The following is a 16,858-nucleotide window of genomic DNA, read 5'->3' as shown; positions in this document are numbered from 1 at the left end:
CGAGGAATCCGATCCGGGAGGCGAACCATGACCGCAGAGACGGTGCGCGCGTACTACACGGCCGACGAGGTGCGGGCCGCGGAAGCCGAACTGTTCACCCGGGTCCCCGCCGGAATGCCCATGCGCCGGGCCGCTTTCGGGCTCGCCGACGTGGTGGCGCGGGAGCTGCGCGAACGCACCGGGGGAGTGGCCGGGCGCGCGGTGACCCTGCTGGTGGGTTCCGGTGACAACGGTGGTGACGCGCTGTGGGCGGGCTCGTTCCTGCGGCGGCGCGGTGTCGCGGTGCGCGCGGTCCTGCTCTCACCCGACCGCGCCCACGCCGAGGGGCTGGCCGCCCTGCGCCGCACGGGCGGACGGGTCGTGACGGCCCCCACCGACCCGGACGACCTGCGCGGAGACCGAATCCCGCCGGGATCGATGCTCCACATGCGCGTCAGCACGGAGGTGCCCTGGCCGGTGCGCGACCTGCTCGGCGACCCGGACCTGGTGGTGGACGGCATCGTCGGCATCTCCGGTCGCGGCCCGCTGCGGCCGGTGGCCGCCGAAATCGTTGCGGGCGTGCGCTGCCCGATAATCGCCGCCGACCTGCCCAGCGGCGTGGATCCGGACACCGGAGCCGTGACGGGGGCCGCCGTCACCGCGGATGTCACGGTCACCTTCGGCGCGTACAAGCCGGTCCACGCCCTCGCCGCCCCGCACTGCGGCCGAATCGAACTGGTGCCCATCGGATTACGGCTGCCGATGCCGACGCTGGCCGCGCTGGAGCCCCGCGCGGTCGGCGCGGACTGGCCGGTCCCCGGCCCCTCCGACGACAAATACACCCAGGGCGTCACGGGCGTCTGCGCGGGCAGCGCCACCTACCCCGGCGCGGCCATCCTTTGCACCGGCGGCGCGGTCGCCGCCACCTCCGGCATGGTCCGCTACGCGGGCACCGGCGCGGCCCAGGTGCTTGCGCATTTCCCGGAAGTCATTGCCGCCGAATCCATTTCCGCCACCGGCCGAGTCCAGTCCTGGGTCTTCGGTCCCGGCGCGGGCACCGACGCCGCCGCCCGCGACCGCCTCGCCGAAATCCTCGCCACCGACCTGCCCGTCGTGGTGGACGCCGACGGCCTCACCCTGCTCGCCGCCGAGCCGAGCCTGGTGACGGGCCGCCGCGCCCCAACCGTGTTGACCCCGCACGCCGGGGAATTCGCCCGACTGACCGGTTCGGAGCCCGGTCAGGACAGGGTCGCCGCCGTCCGCAAATTGGCCGAATCCTGGCAGGTCACAGTCCTTTTGAAGGGCCGCGCCACCCTGATCGCCAGCCCCGACCGCCCCGTCTTCGTGAACGAGGCGGGCGGCTCCTGGGCCGCCACCGCGGGCTCCGGCGACGTCCTCTCCGGCATCATCGCCGCCCTCCTCGCCCACGGCTCCCACCCGATCTTCGCCGCCGCCGCAGCCGCCCGCGCCCACGCCCTCGCCGCCAACCTCGCCGCCCACGCGACAACCACCGCGGGCGCGCCGATCTCGGCCTCCCCCTTGCTCTCCCACCTGCGCGAAGCGATCGGCACCCTACGCGAACTCGCCACGCTCTGACCGCCGTAACCCCGCTCTGGGTGGCTCGGAGGTGGGGTCAGGGGGAGCGGTGGGTGGTTGCGGCGTGCAGGGCGGTGCGGGCTGCCGCCACAATGGGATTGGTGCCGGTGCCACGGCGGTAGGCCAGGTGGGTGCGGCGGTGGGTTGATAGGGCGGTGAGGGTGACTGTTTTCGGCACCGCGCGAGCGCCGAGGTCTGGGACGAGGGATACGCCCTGGCCTGCGGCGACCAGGGCGAGGACGGTGCCGAAGTCGTCGGCGTGGTGGCGGATGCGCGGGGTGAATCCGGCTGCGAGGCAGGCGCGGACGGTCATTTCGTGGCAGAGGGTGCCGGGGGTGGCGGCGATCCATTGGGAATCGGCATGTGCGGCAAGGGGATTCGGGGCGGGGTTCGGTGTTGCCTCGCTGTGGTCCGGGGTGAGCGTGGCGAGGTGGACTGTTTCTTCGAACAGGGGCTCGGTGTCGAGGCCGGGTTCGGGGGCCAGGGGGACGTAGTCGTATTCCTGGAGCAGGGCGATGTCCAGGGTTTCGGCGCGCAGGGCCGCGGGGGCGGCGGCCGGATCCAGTTCGGTGACAAGGAGTTCCAGCCGGGGGTGGTCGCGGCTGAGGGTGACCAGGGCGGGGGAGAGGATGGTGTGGACGGCGGTGGGGAACGCGCCGATGCGGAGGGTGCCGGTGAGTTCGGTTCGGGCGGAGGCGAGTTCGGCCGTCGCCTGTTCCAGGACGGCCAGGATGGTTTCGGTGTGTTCGACCAGGCGCAGGGCGGCGGGGGTGAGGGTGACGCTGCGGCCGGTGCGTTCCAGGAGTGGGACTCCGGCCTCGCGTTCCAGGGCGGTCAGCTGCTGCGAGACGGCCGACGGCGTGTAGGTCAGGGCGTCGGCGACCGCGGCGATGGTCTTGCGGTGCGCGAGTTCGCGCAGCAAGCGCAGGCGACGGACATCCAGCATCAGATGAGCTTACGCTCGGGCTCAGAAACGTGAAATGGACCTGACGCATCCGGTCGATCAGGCTGGTCGCATGACCTTCACCGGCTTGTACGTGCCACTCATCACGCCGTTCACCGCCGACGGCGAGGTGGCCGCCGACGCCCTGGAAGCCCTCGCCCACGAGGTGCTCGACGCGGGCGCGGCGGGCCTGGTCGCGCTCGGCACCACCGGCGAACCCGCCACCCTCACCGCCGCCGAACAGTCCCGCGTCATCGACATCTGCGCCGAGGTCTGCCGCGCCCGCGAGGCCGCCCTGATCGTCGGCGCGGGCTCCAACGCGACCCTCGATTCGGCCCGCGCCCTCGCGACCCTGGACCCCCGCGCCACCGCCGCCCTCGCGGTCGTCCCCTACTACAACCGCCCCTCCGAAGCCGGTGTGGTGGAACACTTCCGGGCGCTCGCCGCCGCCAGCCCGGTGCCCGTGCTGATCTACCACATCCCCTACCGCACCTCGCGCACCCTGAGCGCCGAAACCCTGTGCCGCCTGGCCGAACTGCCGAATGTCGCGGGCTTCAAATACACCGCGGGCGGCATCGACGACACCACGATCGCCTTCCTGAGCCGTATGCCCGAGCACACCTCGCTCCTCGCGGGCGACGATCTCTACGCCGCCCCGCTGCTCGCGCTCGGCGCCTCCGGCGCGATTCTCGCCTGCGCCAATGTCGCCCCCGCGCCCTATGCGGACTTGGTCACCGCCTGGCGCGCGGGCGACCTCCGCCGCGGCCGCGAACTCGGCAATCGCCTGGCACCCCTGGCCCAGGCCCTGTTCGCCGAGCCCAATCCCGTTGTCGTCAAGGCGGTTCTCGCCGCCCAGGGCCGCATCCCCACCCCGAACGTCCGCCTGCCCCTCCTCCCGGCAAGCCGCGAGGCTCTCACCGCCGCCCTCGCGGTCCTGCCCGAAGAGCGAGCCGGGATTCGGGTGTGATCCGAGTCGCGGCGGTTCCAATGGCAGTATCGAGGGCGTGAACAAGCCCGACCCACAGGTGGAAATCGTCGTCGACCTGGACGCCATCGCGCACAACGTGCGCGTTCTGGCCGAGCACGCCGGGGATGCCGCGGTCATGGTCGTCGTCAAGGCGGACGGGTACAACCACGGCGCGGCCGAGGTGGCGCGCGCCGCGCTGGCCGCCGGGGCGCGCGAGATCGGGACCACCACCATCGCGGAGGCGGTGGAGCTGCGGGCCGCGGGCATCACCGCGCCGATCCTGTCCTGGCTCAACACTTCCGACGCCGATTACGCCAGCGGCATCGCCGCCGATATCGAGCTCGGCGTCTCCGACCTGGCGCAGCTGGAAGCCGTCGCGGCGGCCGCGCGCCGCCTGGGCCGCACCGCCACCGTGAGCCTGAAGGTCGATACCGGCCTGCACCGCAATGGCATTCCCTTCGCCGAGTTCCCCGAGGTCCTGGAGCGGCTGGCCAAGCTGATCGCCGAGGGCACGGTGCGTTTCCGCGCCATCTTCTCCCATCTGGCCCTGGCCGACGAGCCACAGCATCCGGTCAACGACGGCCAGCGCGACCGCTTCCTCGAGTTCATCGCCACCGCCAAGGAGCACGGCATGGAGCCCGAACTCGTGCACCTGTCGAATTCCGCTGCCGCGCTGACCCGTCCGGACCTCGCGTTCGACATGGTGCGCCCCGGCATTGCGGTGTACGGACTTTCACCGATTCCGGAGCAGGGCGATTTCGGTCTGCGCCCGGCCATGACCTTCCGGGCCCGCGTATTGCGTGTGAAGCGCGTCCCCGCGGGCGGCGGCGTCTCCTACGGCCACGACTGGATCGCCGAGCGCGACACCACCGTCGCCCTCGTCCCCGCCGGATACGCCGACGGCGTGCCGCGGGTGTTGAGCGGCAAGTTCTCGGTCTGGATCGGCGGCGCGCGCCACCCACAGATCGGTCGGGTCTGCATGGATCAGATCGTGGTCGACCTCGGCGACAATGCCGCGGGCGTCCAGGCGGGCGACACCGCGATCCTGTTCGGAGGTGAGCCGGGTCACCCGCACGCCGACGAGTGGGCGCAGGCCCTCGGCACCATCAACTACGAAATCGTGTGCGGTCCGCGCGGTCGCGTTACCCGCACCCACGTCGGCGGTGACCGGTGACCGAGCACCCGAGCACCGCTGGCCACCCGGGCACCGCAGAGCACCGCATGCTCGCCACGGTCGAGGACACCGAGGCGCTCGGCCGCGAACTCGCCTTACAGCTGCAGGCCGGGGATCTGGTCATCCTCGACGGCCCCCTGGGCGCGGGCAAGACCGCGCTCACCCGGGGCATCGCGGCGGGGCTGGGCGTCGAAGGACGGGTCAGCTCACCGACTTTCATCATCGCCCGCCAGCATCGGGCCGGAGCGCATCCGGGCGCGGTGGCGCTGGTGCACGTGGACGCCTACCGCCTCGGCGGCGACCTCGACGAGCTCGACGCCCTCGATCTGGACACCGATCTCGAGCACGCGGTCGTGGTGGTGGAATGGGGTCTGGGCGTGGCCGAACACCTGGCCGACCGCCACCTGCGCGTGCAATTGCGCCGGGAAGCGGAGTCGGATGTGCGCACCGCCGAATGGGAGTGGGTCGCCGCGAACTGAGTGGCAGCGATGGGCGCACCGCACCGGATTTGATTCGCGAGTAAGTTCCCGCAGGCAGACACCGCGCCGAGTGGGCTGTACCACCCGGTATCGTAAAGACAATCATGCTGATATTGGCTGTCGACACCGCGACCCCCGCCGTCACAGCGGGACTGGTGGAACTGGAACCGGCGCACTCCGGGTCGAACGCACCGCGCATCACCACGATCACCGCGAAGGTGACCGTGGACGCTCGCGCGCACAACGAGGTGCTGACCCCGCAGATTCTGGCCTGCCTCGCCGAATCCGGGCGCTCCCGTGCCGATATCGCGGCGGTCGTGGCCGGTATCGGGCCCGGACCGTTCACCGGACTGCGCGTCGGCATGGCCACCGCGGCCGCCTTCGGCGACGCGCTCGGGGTGCCGGTGTACGGGGTGTGCAGCCTCGACGCCATTGCCGCCGACACCGAGAGCTACCTGCGCGAGAGCTCCGAGCCGACCGAACTGTTGGTGGTCACCGACGCCCGCCGCCGCGAGGTGTACTGGGCGCGCTACCGCGCCACGGGTGACGGCACCACGCTGGCTCGTGTCGAGGGTCCGGAGGTGAGCAAGCCCGCCGACCTGGATCAGGCCGCCGCCACCGTGATCGCCGGATCCGCCTCGCACGTCGACTATTTCGATCTGCCGGTGCTGCCGGTGGAGACGCCCTCGCCCGCCGGTCTGGTGCGCTGCGCCGCCGCCGACATTCTCGTCGGCGCCGTTCCCGAACCGCTGGTCCCGCTGTATCTGCGCCGCCCCGACGCGGTGGAGAAGAGTTATGCGCAGGTGGGCCGATGACCATCCGCATCGAACCGATGCGGCCCGCCGACGTCACCCGCTGCGCCGAACTCGAACAGGTGCTCTTCCCGGAGGACGATCCCTGGCACGAGGTTTCGTTCCTCTCGGAGCTGGCCGGACCGCACAACCGCTACATCACCGCGCGCGACGCGTCGGGCCGCATGGTCGGCTACGCCGGAATCGCCTTGCTCGGCACCGATGAACACCCGGAGGCCGAGGTGCACACCATCGGTGTCGACCCGGCCGACCACCGCCGCGGCATCGGCACGCTGCTGCTGGAAGCGCTGCTGCTGGAGGCCGGAAAGCGCGGCGGCCCGGTGTTTCTCGAGGTCCGCACCGACAACGCGCCCGCCATCACGCTGTACGAGAAGCACGGCTTCCACATCATCGGCCTGCGCAAGAACTACTACCAGCCCAGCGGGGCCGACGCCTACACCATGCGGCGTCCGGCGATGGCCGGTTCTTTGATCAGGCACCGTCCGCAGGACGGCTGCACCACCGACGCCGAGGTCTCGTCATGATCGTCATGGGTATCGAAAGCTCCTGCGACGAAACGGGAGTCGGCATCGTGCGCCGATTGCCCGACGGCACCTGCGAATTGCTCGCCGACGAGGTCGCCTCGAGCGTGGACCAGCACGCCCGCTTCGGCGGCGTGGTGCCCGAAATCGCCTCGCGCGCACACCTCGAGGCCATCGTGCCCGCCATGCGCCGGGCGCTGGCCGCGGCCGGGATCAGCAAGCCCGACGCGCTGGCCGTCACCATCGGCCCGGGTCTGGCCGGTGCCCTGCTGGTCGGCGTCGCGGCGGCCAAAGCCTATGCGGCGGCCTGGGATATCCCCTTCTACGCGCTCAATCACCTCGGCGGGCACGTGGCCGTGGACACCCTCGAGCACGGCCCGATGCCGCCCGCCATCGCGCTGCTGGTCTCCGGCGGCCACACCCATCTGCTGCAGGTCACCGATCTGGCCCAGCCCATCGTCGAATTGGGCAGCACGGTCGACGATGCGGCGGGCGAGGCGTTCGACAAGGTGGCGCGGCTGCTCGGTCTCGGCTACCCGGGCGGCCCGGTGCTGGATGCCATTGCCGCCGACGGCGATCCGCACGCCATCGCCTTCCCGCGCGGCATGACCGGTCCCCGCGATCCGCGCTACGACTTCTCCTTCTCCGGCCTCAAGACCGCGGTCGCCCGCTATGTCGAAGCGGCGCAACGCGAAGGCCGGGAACTGCCGATCCCGGATATCGCCGCCTCCTTCCAGGAGTCGGTGGCGGACGTGCTCACCATGAAGGCCGTGCGCGCCGCCCAGGACATCGGCGTCGACACCCTGGTGCTCGGCGGCGGCGCGACCGCCAACTCCCGCATTCGCTCCATGGCCGAGGAACGCTGCACCGCGGCGGGTATCACGCTGCGTGTCCCCAAGCCGCGCCTGTGCACCGACAACGGCGTCATGATCGCCACCCTGGGCGCGCACGTGATCGCGGGCGGCGCAAAGCCTTCCGCCCTGACCGTCGCCACCGACCCGGGCCTCCCGGTCTCCACCAGCCACCTCTGAATACCGGCTCCGCCTTGCCCGAAATGGTCGGTGTTTCTGCGTATGCCAACGCGACAACTGATCTGGTGACGGTCGGGGTAACTCGTCGGGGACGTCCAAAATTGTTTCGGCACCCGGCCGGTGGCACGGGTGCATGAGTGTTTACGGCTCTTAGCTGGCCGCTGAAGGTTCGGGGAGGCGGGTCAGGCGCGGCGAGGGGGAGATGCGCGGCTCCGACTGGGTGGGCGGAATCGTGGTGCCGAGCAGCGGGCCGAGCAGGCGGGGCAGGTCGGCCGGGAACGGAATCTGCGGTAGGTCCGGATCCGGGCGCAGCGGGGGCTGCTGGGCGGTCGAGGAGGGGATGGTGGGAACGCCGGTGGCCGAACCGGTTTGGGGCGGCGCGACGGGAGCCGTGCCGCGATTGCCGCTCGGACTGGTCGATCCGTTGGTCGGCCCGGTCGACGGCGTGGTCGGCGAAACCGGTTGCTGCGGGCCGGTGGTCGACGGCGAGTAGTGGGTGTTCTGCGGTTCGGGCACCACGAATTCCTTGACGCCGTACCCGATGATCAGCCCGACCACCACGATCGCCCCGGCCAGCGTGCCCGCCAGCTTGGTGAAGGTCCCGATCGGCGCGTCCGACCCCAGCCCGATCACCGGGAACGCGCTCGGCGAGCTCGAATCCGCCACCAGCGCAGCACCCTTGGCGATGGCCGCCTCCGGCTCCGGCACCGTCACCACCGGCACGTCGAGCTGACGCTCCAGCCCCACCACCATGATCGGCACATTCGCCCCGCCGCCGATCACCGCGACCGCCTCCGGGAACTTCGGGGCCCGCGCGAACACCCCGCGCGCGAACACCGCCAGCTCGCGTAGCAGATCGGCGACGATCTCCTCGAAATCCACCCGGGTGAGCTTGAGCGGCTGCCCGGCCACATGGTCGATGGTGACCGCCGGAACCACCGACAGATGCTCCTTGGCGGCCCGGGAACGGTTGAGCAGGATGCCGCGGTTGGGTCGGATGCCGCGCCGCGACAGGTGGCAGTCCAGCAGGTGCTGCAGGATCAGCTCGTCGATGGCGTTGCCGCTGATGGCCGTCGTGCGTTCGGAGCGCAGCACGGTGTCGTCGGCGTGATCGGCGACCGTGACCGTGGTGCCGGTGGCCCCGATATCGATGACCGCGACCGTGTCCCAGCGGTCCAGCAGTCCGGTGTGCCGCAGATACGCCAGCGCCGCGGTGGTCTCGGGGATGAGATGCACGCCGTGGCGTTGCCGACCGATCGCCGACCGAATGATCTGGGCCTGTTCCCGGTCCCGGTAGGCGACCGCGATGTCGCCGGGCGCGGCGGTGTCGTGCTCGTGGTGGCCATTGGTCCGGGCGACCGGGTGCGCGCCGACCGGATGCACGGCCTCGCGGGGAATCTGGGTGGTCATCAACTCGATGGAGGACGCCACCAGGTCACCGAGGTCGGAGTGGGCCGTATCGGCCGTGACGACCCGGTAATCGAAGTTCTGGGCGCCGTTGGGCGCGGTGGCGACCGTCGCCGAGCACACCACCTCGCTCCCGGCCGAGATGCCGAGGGATGTTCGCATGTTCACCTCCCTTCGAGCGGATGGTCCGGGTGGAGACGACCATCTCGAACGGACTCCGGACGCGCCCAATGGGTTGCAGGCGTTTCCGAGCTACGGATCGCGGCGGGAGCTTGTCCGATGGGGCATGCGGACCTGCCACTGATCACTTGCGGTCTTGCTCTCTTCTCGAGCCCGCGCGCAGGATCGCCGCGCGGTTAGCGGGGTGAAGCGGTTGTGTAACTATCGATGGCGCGCGTGACACAACCGATTAGGTCTTGCCGCGCGGCCGTCGTCAATGGTGTCACATTCCGTTATCCGAACGTTACAGATTTTCGGATTTCTTTGGAAGACCTCAGATTCCCGGGCCGTCGTGTCGGCGAGTCGCGCTGTCCAGCGGCGTTACCGCGCTGTCCAGCGCCGTTACGGGTAACGACGGGTTGCGGGTAGCAGTGCCCGGCCTTGAGCGCTGGCACTCACGTGTATAGAGTGCTAGGTGGCACCGGGCTAGTGCTGACGTGCCAGCTGCTGACTACTACGCAGGGTCCCGGCACCCGCGACGACGGGGCTTGTTGCGCAAGGGTCACACATGACCGAAACCGTGCGTTCGGGGAACAGCCCCGGACGAGAAGAATCCCCTGAAAGTGGAGGGCTCAACGTGGCGAGCGTGAACATCAAGCCGCTCGAGGACAAGATCCTCGTCCAGGCCAACGAGGCCGAAACCACCACCGCCTCCGGTCTGGTCATCCCTGACACGGCGAAGGAGAAGCCCCAGGAGGGCACCGTCATCGCCGTCGGCCCCGGCCGGTGGGACGAGGACGGCGAGAAGCGCATCCCGCTCGACGTCAAGGAAGGCGACGTCGTCATCTACAGCAAGTACGGCGGCACCGAGATCAAGTACAACGGTTCGGAGTACCTGATCCTGTCGGCTCGCGACCTGCTCGCTGTCGTCACCAAGTAAGGGACGCACCCTTTTCCGCCCCGGCGTCGAGCCGCTGGTCATACAGCCACCGACCCGGGGCGGAGTGCGTTCCCTCCCAACTCATTCGGGGGTTCGGGGGAGAAACCCCCGGCTTCCGGACACACAGGAGTAGGTAAATGCCAAAGCAGATCGAGTTCGACGAGAAGGCTCGTCGGGCGATGGAGCGCGGCGTCGACAAGCTCGCCGACGCCGTCAAGGTCACCCTCGGCCCGCGCGGTCGACACGTGGTGCTGGCCAAGGCCTTCGGTGGCCCGACCGTCACCAACGACGGCGTCACCATCGCCCGCGACATCGACCTCGAGGACCCGTTCGAGAACCTGGGCGCGCAGCTGGTCAAGAGCGTCGCCACCAAGACCAACGATGTCGCCGGTGACGGCACCACCACCGCCACCGTGCTGGCGCAGGCCCTCATCAAGGGCGGCCTGAAGAACATTGCCGCGGGCGCGAACCCGATGACCCTGGGCAAGGGCATGGGCAAGGCCGCCGAGGCCGTCGCCGCCGCGCTGGCCGCCGCCGCGACCCCGGTCAATGGCGAGAAGGCCATCGCGCAGGTCGCCACCGTGTCCTCGCGCGACGAGGAGATCGGCGCGCTGGTCGCCGAGGCGCTGACCAAGGTCGGCAAGGACGGCGTCGTCACCATCGAGGAGTCCTCGGGTCTGCAGACCGAGGTCGTCATCACCGAGGGCGTGCAGTTCGACAAGGGCTACCTGTCGCCGTACTTCGTGACCGACGCCGAGACCATGCAGGCGGTCCTGGAGGACGCCTGGGTGCTGCTCAACCGCGAGAAGATCTCCTCGCTGCCGGACCTGCTGCCGCTGCTGGAGAAGATCGCGGAGTCGGGCAAGCCGGTGCTGATCATCGCCGAGGATGTCGACGGCGAGGCGCTGTCCACCCTGGTGGTCAACGCGATTCGCAAGACCCTCAAGGTCGTCGCGGTGAAGGCCCCGTTCTTCGGTGACCGCCGCAAGGCGTTCCTGGACGACCTGGCCATCGTCACCGGCGGCACCGTGGTCAACCCGGATCTGGGCATCACCCTGCGCGAGGCCGGTCTGGACGTGCTGGGCAAGGCCCGCCGCGTCGTGGTCGGCAAGGACGACACCACCATCGTCGAGGGCGCGGGCTCGCAGGCCGACATCGACGCGCGGGTTGCCCAGCTGCGCAAGGAGATCGAGCACACCGACTCCGACTGGGACCGCGAGAAGCTGGAAGAGCGCCTGGCCAAGCTGGCCGGTGGCGTCGCCGTCATCAAGGTCGGCGCGGCCACCGAGACCGAGCTCAAGGAGCGCAAGTACCGCGTCGAGGACGCCGTGTCGTCGGCCAAGGCCGCGGTCGCCGAGGGCATCGTGCCCGGCGGTGGCACCGCCCTGGTGCAGGCGGCCGCGAAGCTCAACGAGCTGCGCGACTCGCTCTCCGGCGACGAGGCGGTCGGTGTCGAGGTCGTGCGCCAGGCGCTGCTGGCCCCGCTGTTCTGGATCGCCAGCAATGCGGGCGTGGACGGCGCGGTCGTGGTCTCCAAGGTCACCGAGGGCAAGGACGGCTTCAACGCCGCCACCCTGAGCTACGGCGACCTGGTCACCGAGGGCGTCATCGACCCGGTCAAGGTCACCCGCTCGGCCGTGGAGAACGCCACCTCCGTGGCGCGCATGGTGCTGACCACCGAGTCGGCGGTCGTCGACAAGCCGGTCGAAGAGGCCGCCGGTCACGACCACCACGGGCACTCGCACTGAGGTAGCTTCGGATCGAGCCACCGAGCTGACTCGAGGCTGAAAACGCTGCCCCGGACGGGATTTCCGTCCGGGGCAGCGTTGTGTTCAGAGCAGGCCGCAGCGGGCCAGCAGGGATTCGGCCTCGGCCGCGGAGAATTCGCGGGTCAATTCGACCGCGGATTCCAGCGCCTCGTGAATGACGCCGTACATGTTCGACGGCTGCCAATTGAAGTGAATTCCCTTGGGTGCCACGGTGAGCAGTCGCTTCCCGTCGAGGATGGGGAGTTCCTCGGGGGATCCGGAGCCGGGCATGAAGGCCACGCCCGGGTAGGCGAAATTGAAGCGCTGGTGGTCCATCAGGGTCGCGGCGGCCTCGTGGTCGGCGCGGGTGAGGTGGTCGTTGCGGGCGTAGCGGACCGCCAGGGGGTCGACCGGTTCGGCATCGAGGTAACCGGGGCCCGCGTGCCGCAGCAGGGCGTCCTGGAGCAGCGCGTAACAGTGGTAGAGCCGGTCCCGCACGCCGATCAGGCGGAATTCGAAGGCGCGCCGGTTCTTCGGGTCCAAGACGAGCAGTTCGACATCGTCGTGGAGCGTGAACATCTCGCGCAGCCAGAACGGCACGAGCTCCTCGTCCTCCAGCTCGTCGAGCAGCGCCATGATCTCCGGCCGCGCCCGCCAGCGTTTGCGGGTCTCCTTGGACCGACTCAGCATCGTCATGGCCGCCGGAATACTCAACTGCCCCGCCGCCCGCGCCAACTCATCCGGCTTCTCCGCCAACGCCCGCAACTGCTCGACGAGCAATTCCAACGTCGCATCGATGGCCGCCCCCGGATCCGCCCCCCGCTCGACCATCGTCCCGCACAGCAACGCCAGCAACCCGCTATGAAACAGATCGCCCCCGGGCAGCAAATTCCGCACCGACACCACCCCGGCCGTCAACTCCGCCGCGCTAGCCCCCGCCTGCACCGCGCCAATCTCCTCCCGCACCTCCTCCGGCAGCAGCACCCCCTCCCCACCGGTGAACGCCGCGATCTCCTCCGCGCTAGTCCGGGCCCGCACAAACTCACCCAACGCCCGCAAATCCATGAAACCCCTTACCCCCGAACCCAATCGACTGCCGCACGCTACCAGCCCCCACACCCCCGACCCCACCAATTTTCGATCAAGATCAGGGAGCTCACACCGCGGAATCACATCCGATTCTCCACAATGACAGCTCCCTGACCTTGATCAGCGCTCAGGGGAGGGAGTGAGCCAGTGCGGGCCTAGGGGGATGGAGATCGGAGGGAGGGGCGTCGCGGGGGAGTCGTCGGGCGCTGGGGCATCGGTGGCGACGAATGCGACCAGCCCACCGACGACGAGGACGAGAGCCGCGAGTGCGCCCAGCGCCGGGCGCAGGAGAGTGCGGAGTGGGCCGTTCATTTCTCCACCGGTCGGGTAGACGTCAGCGCATAGGGAGGCGGTGGGGCGGCGGCGGCCAGCGTGTCCGCGATGACGCGGCGGCGGGTGCGGGCGAAGGTGTGGGGGAAACGCATGCCGGACGGTCCGTTCGCGGGGCGTCATGAATGAGTATGGCGCGCAAGAGGTCTGCTGGGCGGATCGTCCGGATTCGGGCATGCGTTACCGGGAAGGGGTGGTTACGGGTAAAGGGCGCAAACGGGGGCGAAGGGGGCAATGGAAACCGGTCGGGCGACCTGGTTTGGGGGCACGCGACGAGAGCCCTGCGGGCTCGGGGGCTTGCTCGGTGCTTTTTTCGGGGGTTGCCTCGAGTGCCGAAGGTGGCTAGTCACGCACGGTTTGGCTGGAGCGGCCATTGCCGTGGTGGAGGTGCGGGTGGTGAATCGTGCTCGGCGGGGCCTGGTCCGTGGCTATCGCGGCGAGAAGGCGGTCGCGGAGGGCGGGCGGTGGCGACATTGGCACCGTCGACGCGGCCAGGGCGAGCGCTTCTCGGGTCTGCTGCACTTCCTGGGTGAAGGCGGCGCGCAGTACCGGGTCGTCGGTATCTAAAACCTCCGCAACTGCGCGCTGATCTTCGTCGCCGATCGATCCGAGCGCGACAGTGTGCGCGAGATCGATCTGGCTTTCGTTCATCTCACGTCACTCCCAAACTTTTCTTGAGTCGTGTCAGTCCATCCCGTATACGGGACTTAACGGTAGGTAACCCTACGCCCAGGTAGGCCGCTACCTCGGCATATGTCCGCCCACCGAAGTAGGCGAGGGAGATGGCTTCGCGCTGCGTCTCCGTCAACGTGGCCAGGCCCGCGAGGACAGCCTGCTGCTCCAGCCGTCGTCCGACTTCTTCGGTGACTTCATCGAATTCGTTACCGAGAGTGCTGGTGCCGTAGGCGACTTCGCGCAAGGCGTGCGCCTGCTCGGCACGGACTCTGTCGACCGCGCGTCTGTGGGCCAGCGTCATCAACCAGGTGACCGCCGAACCCTTGGCCGGATCGAAGTTGGCTGCCGTGCGCCATATCTGGAGGTAGACCTCCTGGGTCGTCTCCTCCGCGTATCCCGGATCGTGTAGCACGCGTAGGACCAGGCCGAAGACCCGCGCGCTGGTGCGGTCGTACAGCTCGGCGAACGCCTGCTGATCGGACTGCCCGCAACGTTCGAGTAATGCGGCGAGTTCGAGACTTTCGGCTGCGCGCGCCGTCACCGCAGAGTCCACGCTGGGTGCTCCCACCCGACCGTCCCTCGAACTCTGGAACGAGTCGCCCTCTGCGGCAGGCGGCCGCGTTGTCACAACGCTCCGTTCTGTGTCATCGGCCACGAGGGTAGCGTGCCGCTATGACCTCCTCTCGGGTGGGGGTATCGGCAAAGCGACTGTGGCACAGCAGTTTTCCGTTTTGCGCCGAAACGCCGCAATCGTGACGCGAAGGACACGCCGGGACGCATCGGCAACCACCGACCCCCGCCGAACGGTGCCGGTTGTTTGCTAGACATTCGGCACGCCCCTACCGGCGGATGGGAAAAATCTCGAGCTCACCCCGCCGCCCGCATCAGCGACACCGCTGGTGAACATCGGTCACACGGGTTTGCTCGGACCCGCGCCCGGCGCACTCCCCGGGCTCGTGAGCACGGGCCCGGAGAGTGGAAGGCGAACCGCCGGTATCGAATCGGACCCCGTCCGGATTCGCGTCAAGGGGGGTTGGCTCAGGCGACGACGCGGCGGCGATTGCGGCGCGCGTGTAGCTCGCGCTCGGTCTCGGACATACCGCCCCAGATGCCGTAGGGCTCACTGACCTTCAGGGCGTGCGAACGGCACTGCAGCAGGACGGGGCAGGACTTGCAGACCTCTTTGGCGCGCATTTCGCGCTGCGCCCGGGCGCGGCCGCGTTCGCCGTCGGGATGAAAGAAGACCGACGAGTCCTGGCCGCGGCAGGATCCGCGCATCTGCCAATCCCATACGTCGGCGTTCGGACCGGGGAGGTGGGTCGGCATAGGCATGTGAACTCCTCTTGGTGCGAGCTCGTCGGCATTGTCGAGCGGGTGCTGGTGGCAAACAGGTGGCCGCATCGCCGTGGCCCGGCGATCGCACTTCGCCGGAGTCGCAATTCAACGCGACGCCGACGGTGGCGATGTCGTACGTTAGGTCGGACAACGAAATCGAGTCAATAGCTTCATTCGACTCGAGCCGAATACTGGGACATTAGAGAATTAACATCCCAGCTATTTACAAATCCACCGCACTGTGGTGATACTGATCGGTTGCCCAGGGCCGTGACCAACCCGTGATAGCCCATTCGACTCGCCAAAATGCCTGGTAGCAATGGATATTCGAGCTTCAATACCTGTCGCGCGATCTATGCAAGCATCGCGATCAGAGTGATCTCAGCCATTGGACATCCGGAGCTGAGTACGGTAGAAGTGGCCGCTTCGAGGCGCTCAGGTTAATAGCGCGAAACGCTATACGAATTCCTTACGGGCGTGCTAGGCGATAGCGAGAACAGATTTACGGACTGGAAACACAAAGGCGCTTGCGAATGCTGAGGGGTAGCTGAGGAACTGTGATATGGCAGCTGCCCTCACTTGCCCCCGCGCTGGTTAGAGTGCGGCTGTGCCTGTGCTCGAAGTGAACTCCGAACTCGCCGACGCCGCCTTCGGTTCCGCCCCGGAACTCGCTGCCATCGGGTTGCCCACAGCGGGCGATGCCTACCAATCGTGGTTGCGGGCGGTCGCGCTCGGCGGCGTCGGGCGCTATGCCGCCGCGCGGGCCGAACTCGCCCGCGCCCGCCGCGCCACCGCCGATCCGGCCCTGCTGTCGCTGACCCACAGCACCGAGGGTTCCCTGCTGCGCCAGCTCGGCTGGCACACTCACGCCGCTGTTGTGGATGGCCGCGCCGCCGCCCTGGTGCTGGCGGCCACCGCCGACCGGACCGCGGGCCCCGCCGCGACGGTGGCCGAATCGCGCCGGGCGGAAGCGGTTTGCGATGCGTTGACCGGACTCGCCGCCGACGCCCTGGGCACCCTGCGCCCGGCGCTTGCCGCCCGGCTGCTCAATCGTTGCCAGAGTTATCTCGACATTCACCTGCCGGGCGTCGATACCGCCTGGCGTCCGCGTGTCCGCCTGCACTGGGTGGCTGCCGAGACGGCGCTGTCGGCCCCCGGCTCCGGTTTGATCTCCGCACCCGCCGCCGACCCCGCGCACAGCCTCCCGCCCGCCGATGCCGACCCCGCCCTGGCGCACGCGCGGGCCGCCGTCGCACTCGCCGAAAACTCGCCCTCCCTGCGGCATCGAGTGAAATCCCGGCTACTGCTGGCCGCCGCCAGCGCCGCCGTCGGCGACCTCGACCGATCCCGCGCTCTCGCAACCGAAGTCGAGCGCGCCTGTCGTGAACACGAACTGCTGCCGCTGCGGTGGGCCTGCGCCATGCTCCGCTCCGGTATCGAACCCGCCGGTGACGGAGCCGATCTCGCCGCCGAGTGCGCGCGGTTGCTGGCCGCTCGCGGTGGGCGATTGCGTTCGGCGAGCGAGGTTCTCGGCCATCCCTGAGTGGTCCCGGGGAAGTCCCTGAATCGTCCCCGAGAAGGACCCCGTAACGCCTGGCATGAATGCGTCAGCCGCTATTGTTGGACCGTTCCGCCCCTCCGCGGAAGCACCGGCCCTCCGCCGCCGTGCCACT

The 16,858-nt window shown here is 69.3% G+C and carries 17 protein-coding genes; 10 read left to right on the top strand and 7 right to left on the bottom strand.

Annotated features, from left to right (window positions below):
* Positions 1-27 precede the first annotated feature (27 nt).
* Positions 28-1,575 carry an NAD(P)H-hydrate dehydratase gene (locus tag VMT65_RS17995; protein WP_442790262.1) on the top strand — a complete coding sequence of 516 codons (1,548 nt, stop codon included), beginning with the start codon at positions 28-30 and terminating at the stop codon, positions 1,573-1,575.
* A 37-nt stretch (positions 1,576-1,612) separates the two neighbouring features.
* On the opposite strand, the gene VMT65_RS17990 is transcribed toward VMT65_RS17995, so the two are convergent.
* The gene (locus VMT65_RS17990; protein WP_326309432.1) at positions 1,613-2,521 is read right to left on the bottom strand and encodes a LysR substrate-binding domain-containing protein; all 909 of its coding nucleotides are present in this window, start codon (positions 2,519-2,521) and stop codon (positions 1,613-1,615) included.
* 70 nt (positions 2,522-2,591) lie between these two features.
* Here VMT65_RS17990 and dapA point away from each other — a divergent pair, with 70 nt between their 5' ends.
* From dapA to tsaD, 6 genes are all read left to right on the top strand, one after another.
* Positions 2,592-3,485: a 4-hydroxy-tetrahydrodipicolinate synthase gene (gene dapA / locus VMT65_RS17985; RefSeq protein WP_326309431.1), complete on the top strand. Its 894-nt coding sequence runs from the start codon at positions 2,592-2,594 to the stop codon at positions 3,483-3,485.
* A 37-nt stretch (positions 3,486-3,522) separates the two neighbouring features.
* Positions 3,523-4,659 (top strand): alanine racemase, encoded by a 1,137-nt coding sequence (alr, locus tag VMT65_RS17980; protein ID WP_326309430.1) that lies wholly within the window; start codon positions 3,523-3,525, stop codon positions 4,657-4,659.
* Positions 4,660-4,706: 47 nt separating this feature from the next.
* Entirely contained in the window at positions 4,707-5,138 is a 432-nt protein-coding gene (tsaE, locus tag VMT65_RS17975) for a tRNA (adenosine(37)-N6)-threonylcarbamoyltransferase complex ATPase subunit type 1 TsaE (RefSeq protein ID WP_326310288.1), read from the top strand.
* 104 nt (positions 5,139-5,242) lie between these two features.
* Positions 5,243-5,953: a tRNA (adenosine(37)-N6)-threonylcarbamoyltransferase complex dimerization subunit type 1 TsaB gene (gene tsaB / locus VMT65_RS17970; protein WP_326309429.1), complete on the top strand. Its 711-nt coding sequence runs from the start codon at positions 5,243-5,245 to the stop codon at positions 5,951-5,953.
* Complete coding sequence (gene rimI, locus VMT65_RS17965; RefSeq protein WP_326309428.1) at positions 5,950-6,474, top strand: ribosomal protein S18-alanine N-acetyltransferase; 525 nt, start codon at positions 5,950-5,952, stop codon at positions 6,472-6,474. Before tsaB ends, rimI begins: the two co-directional genes overlap by 4 nt.
* Positions 6,471-7,502 (top strand): tRNA (adenosine(37)-N6)-threonylcarbamoyltransferase complex transferase subunit TsaD, encoded by a 1,032-nt coding sequence (gene tsaD, locus VMT65_RS17960; protein ID WP_326309427.1) that lies wholly within the window; start codon positions 6,471-6,473, stop codon positions 7,500-7,502. The genes rimI and tsaD overlap by 4 nt, the downstream gene beginning before the upstream one ends.
* Before the next feature lie 150 nt (positions 7,503-7,652).
* On the opposite strand, the gene VMT65_RS17955 is transcribed toward tsaD, so the two are convergent.
* Positions 7,653-9,071: an Hsp70 family protein gene (locus VMT65_RS17955; protein WP_326309426.1), complete on the bottom strand. Its 1,419-nt coding sequence runs from the start codon at positions 9,069-9,071 to the stop codon at positions 7,653-7,655.
* A gap of 634 nt (positions 9,072-9,705) precedes the next feature.
* Here VMT65_RS17955 and groES point away from each other — a divergent pair.
* Entirely contained in the window at positions 9,706-10,008 is a 303-nt protein-coding gene (gene groES, locus VMT65_RS17950; RefSeq protein ID WP_033086015.1) for a co-chaperone GroES, read from the top strand.
* Positions 10,009-10,145: 137 nt separating this feature from the next.
* Positions 10,146-11,756: a chaperonin GroEL gene (gene groL, locus VMT65_RS17945; RefSeq protein ID WP_326309425.1), complete on the top strand. Its 1,611-nt coding sequence runs from the start codon at positions 10,146-10,148 to the stop codon at positions 11,754-11,756.
* Between the two features lie 84 nt (positions 11,757-11,840).
* On the opposite strand, the gene VMT65_RS17940 is transcribed toward groL, so the two are convergent.
* From VMT65_RS17940 to VMT65_RS17920, 5 genes are all read right to left on the bottom strand, one after another.
* Positions 11,841-12,821 carry a hypothetical protein gene (locus VMT65_RS17940; protein ID WP_326309424.1) on the bottom strand — a complete coding sequence of 327 codons (981 nt, stop codon included), beginning with the start codon at positions 12,819-12,821 and terminating at the stop codon, positions 11,841-11,843.
* Between the two features lie 144 nt (positions 12,822-12,965).
* Entirely contained in the window at positions 12,966-13,157 is a 192-nt protein-coding gene (locus VMT65_RS17935; RefSeq protein WP_326309423.1) for a hypothetical protein, read from the bottom strand.
* A 360-nt stretch (positions 13,158-13,517) separates the two neighbouring features.
* Positions 13,518-13,826, bottom strand: coding sequence for an RskA family anti-sigma factor (locus VMT65_RS17930; RefSeq protein WP_326309422.1), 309 nt, complete (start codon positions 13,824-13,826; stop codon positions 13,518-13,520).
* Position 13,827: 1 nt separating this feature from the next.
* Positions 13,828-14,403 carry a sigma-70 family RNA polymerase sigma factor gene (locus VMT65_RS17925; protein ID WP_326309421.1) on the bottom strand — a complete coding sequence of 192 codons (576 nt, stop codon included), beginning with the start codon at positions 14,401-14,403 and terminating at the stop codon, positions 13,828-13,830.
* Between the two features lie 485 nt (positions 14,404-14,888).
* The gene (locus tag VMT65_RS17920; RefSeq protein WP_326309420.1) at positions 14,889-15,182 is read right to left on the bottom strand and encodes a WhiB family transcriptional regulator; all 294 of its coding nucleotides are present in this window, start codon (positions 15,180-15,182) and stop codon (positions 14,889-14,891) included.
* Positions 15,183-15,792: 610 nt separating this feature from the next.
* Here VMT65_RS17920 and VMT65_RS17915 point away from each other — a divergent pair.
* Positions 15,793-16,728: a hypothetical protein gene (locus VMT65_RS17915; RefSeq protein WP_326309419.1), complete on the top strand. Its 936-nt coding sequence runs from the start codon at positions 15,793-15,795 to the stop codon at positions 16,726-16,728.
* Positions 16,729-16,858 lie beyond the last annotated feature (130 nt).

This window comes from Nocardia sp. CDC153, assembly GCF_035818515.1.
Taxonomy (GTDB): domain Bacteria; phylum Actinomycetota; class Actinomycetes; order Mycobacteriales; family Mycobacteriaceae; genus Nocardia.
The sequence above is the reverse complement of the archived record's forward strand: the minus strand, read 5'-3'. Positions and strand labels throughout refer to the sequence as shown.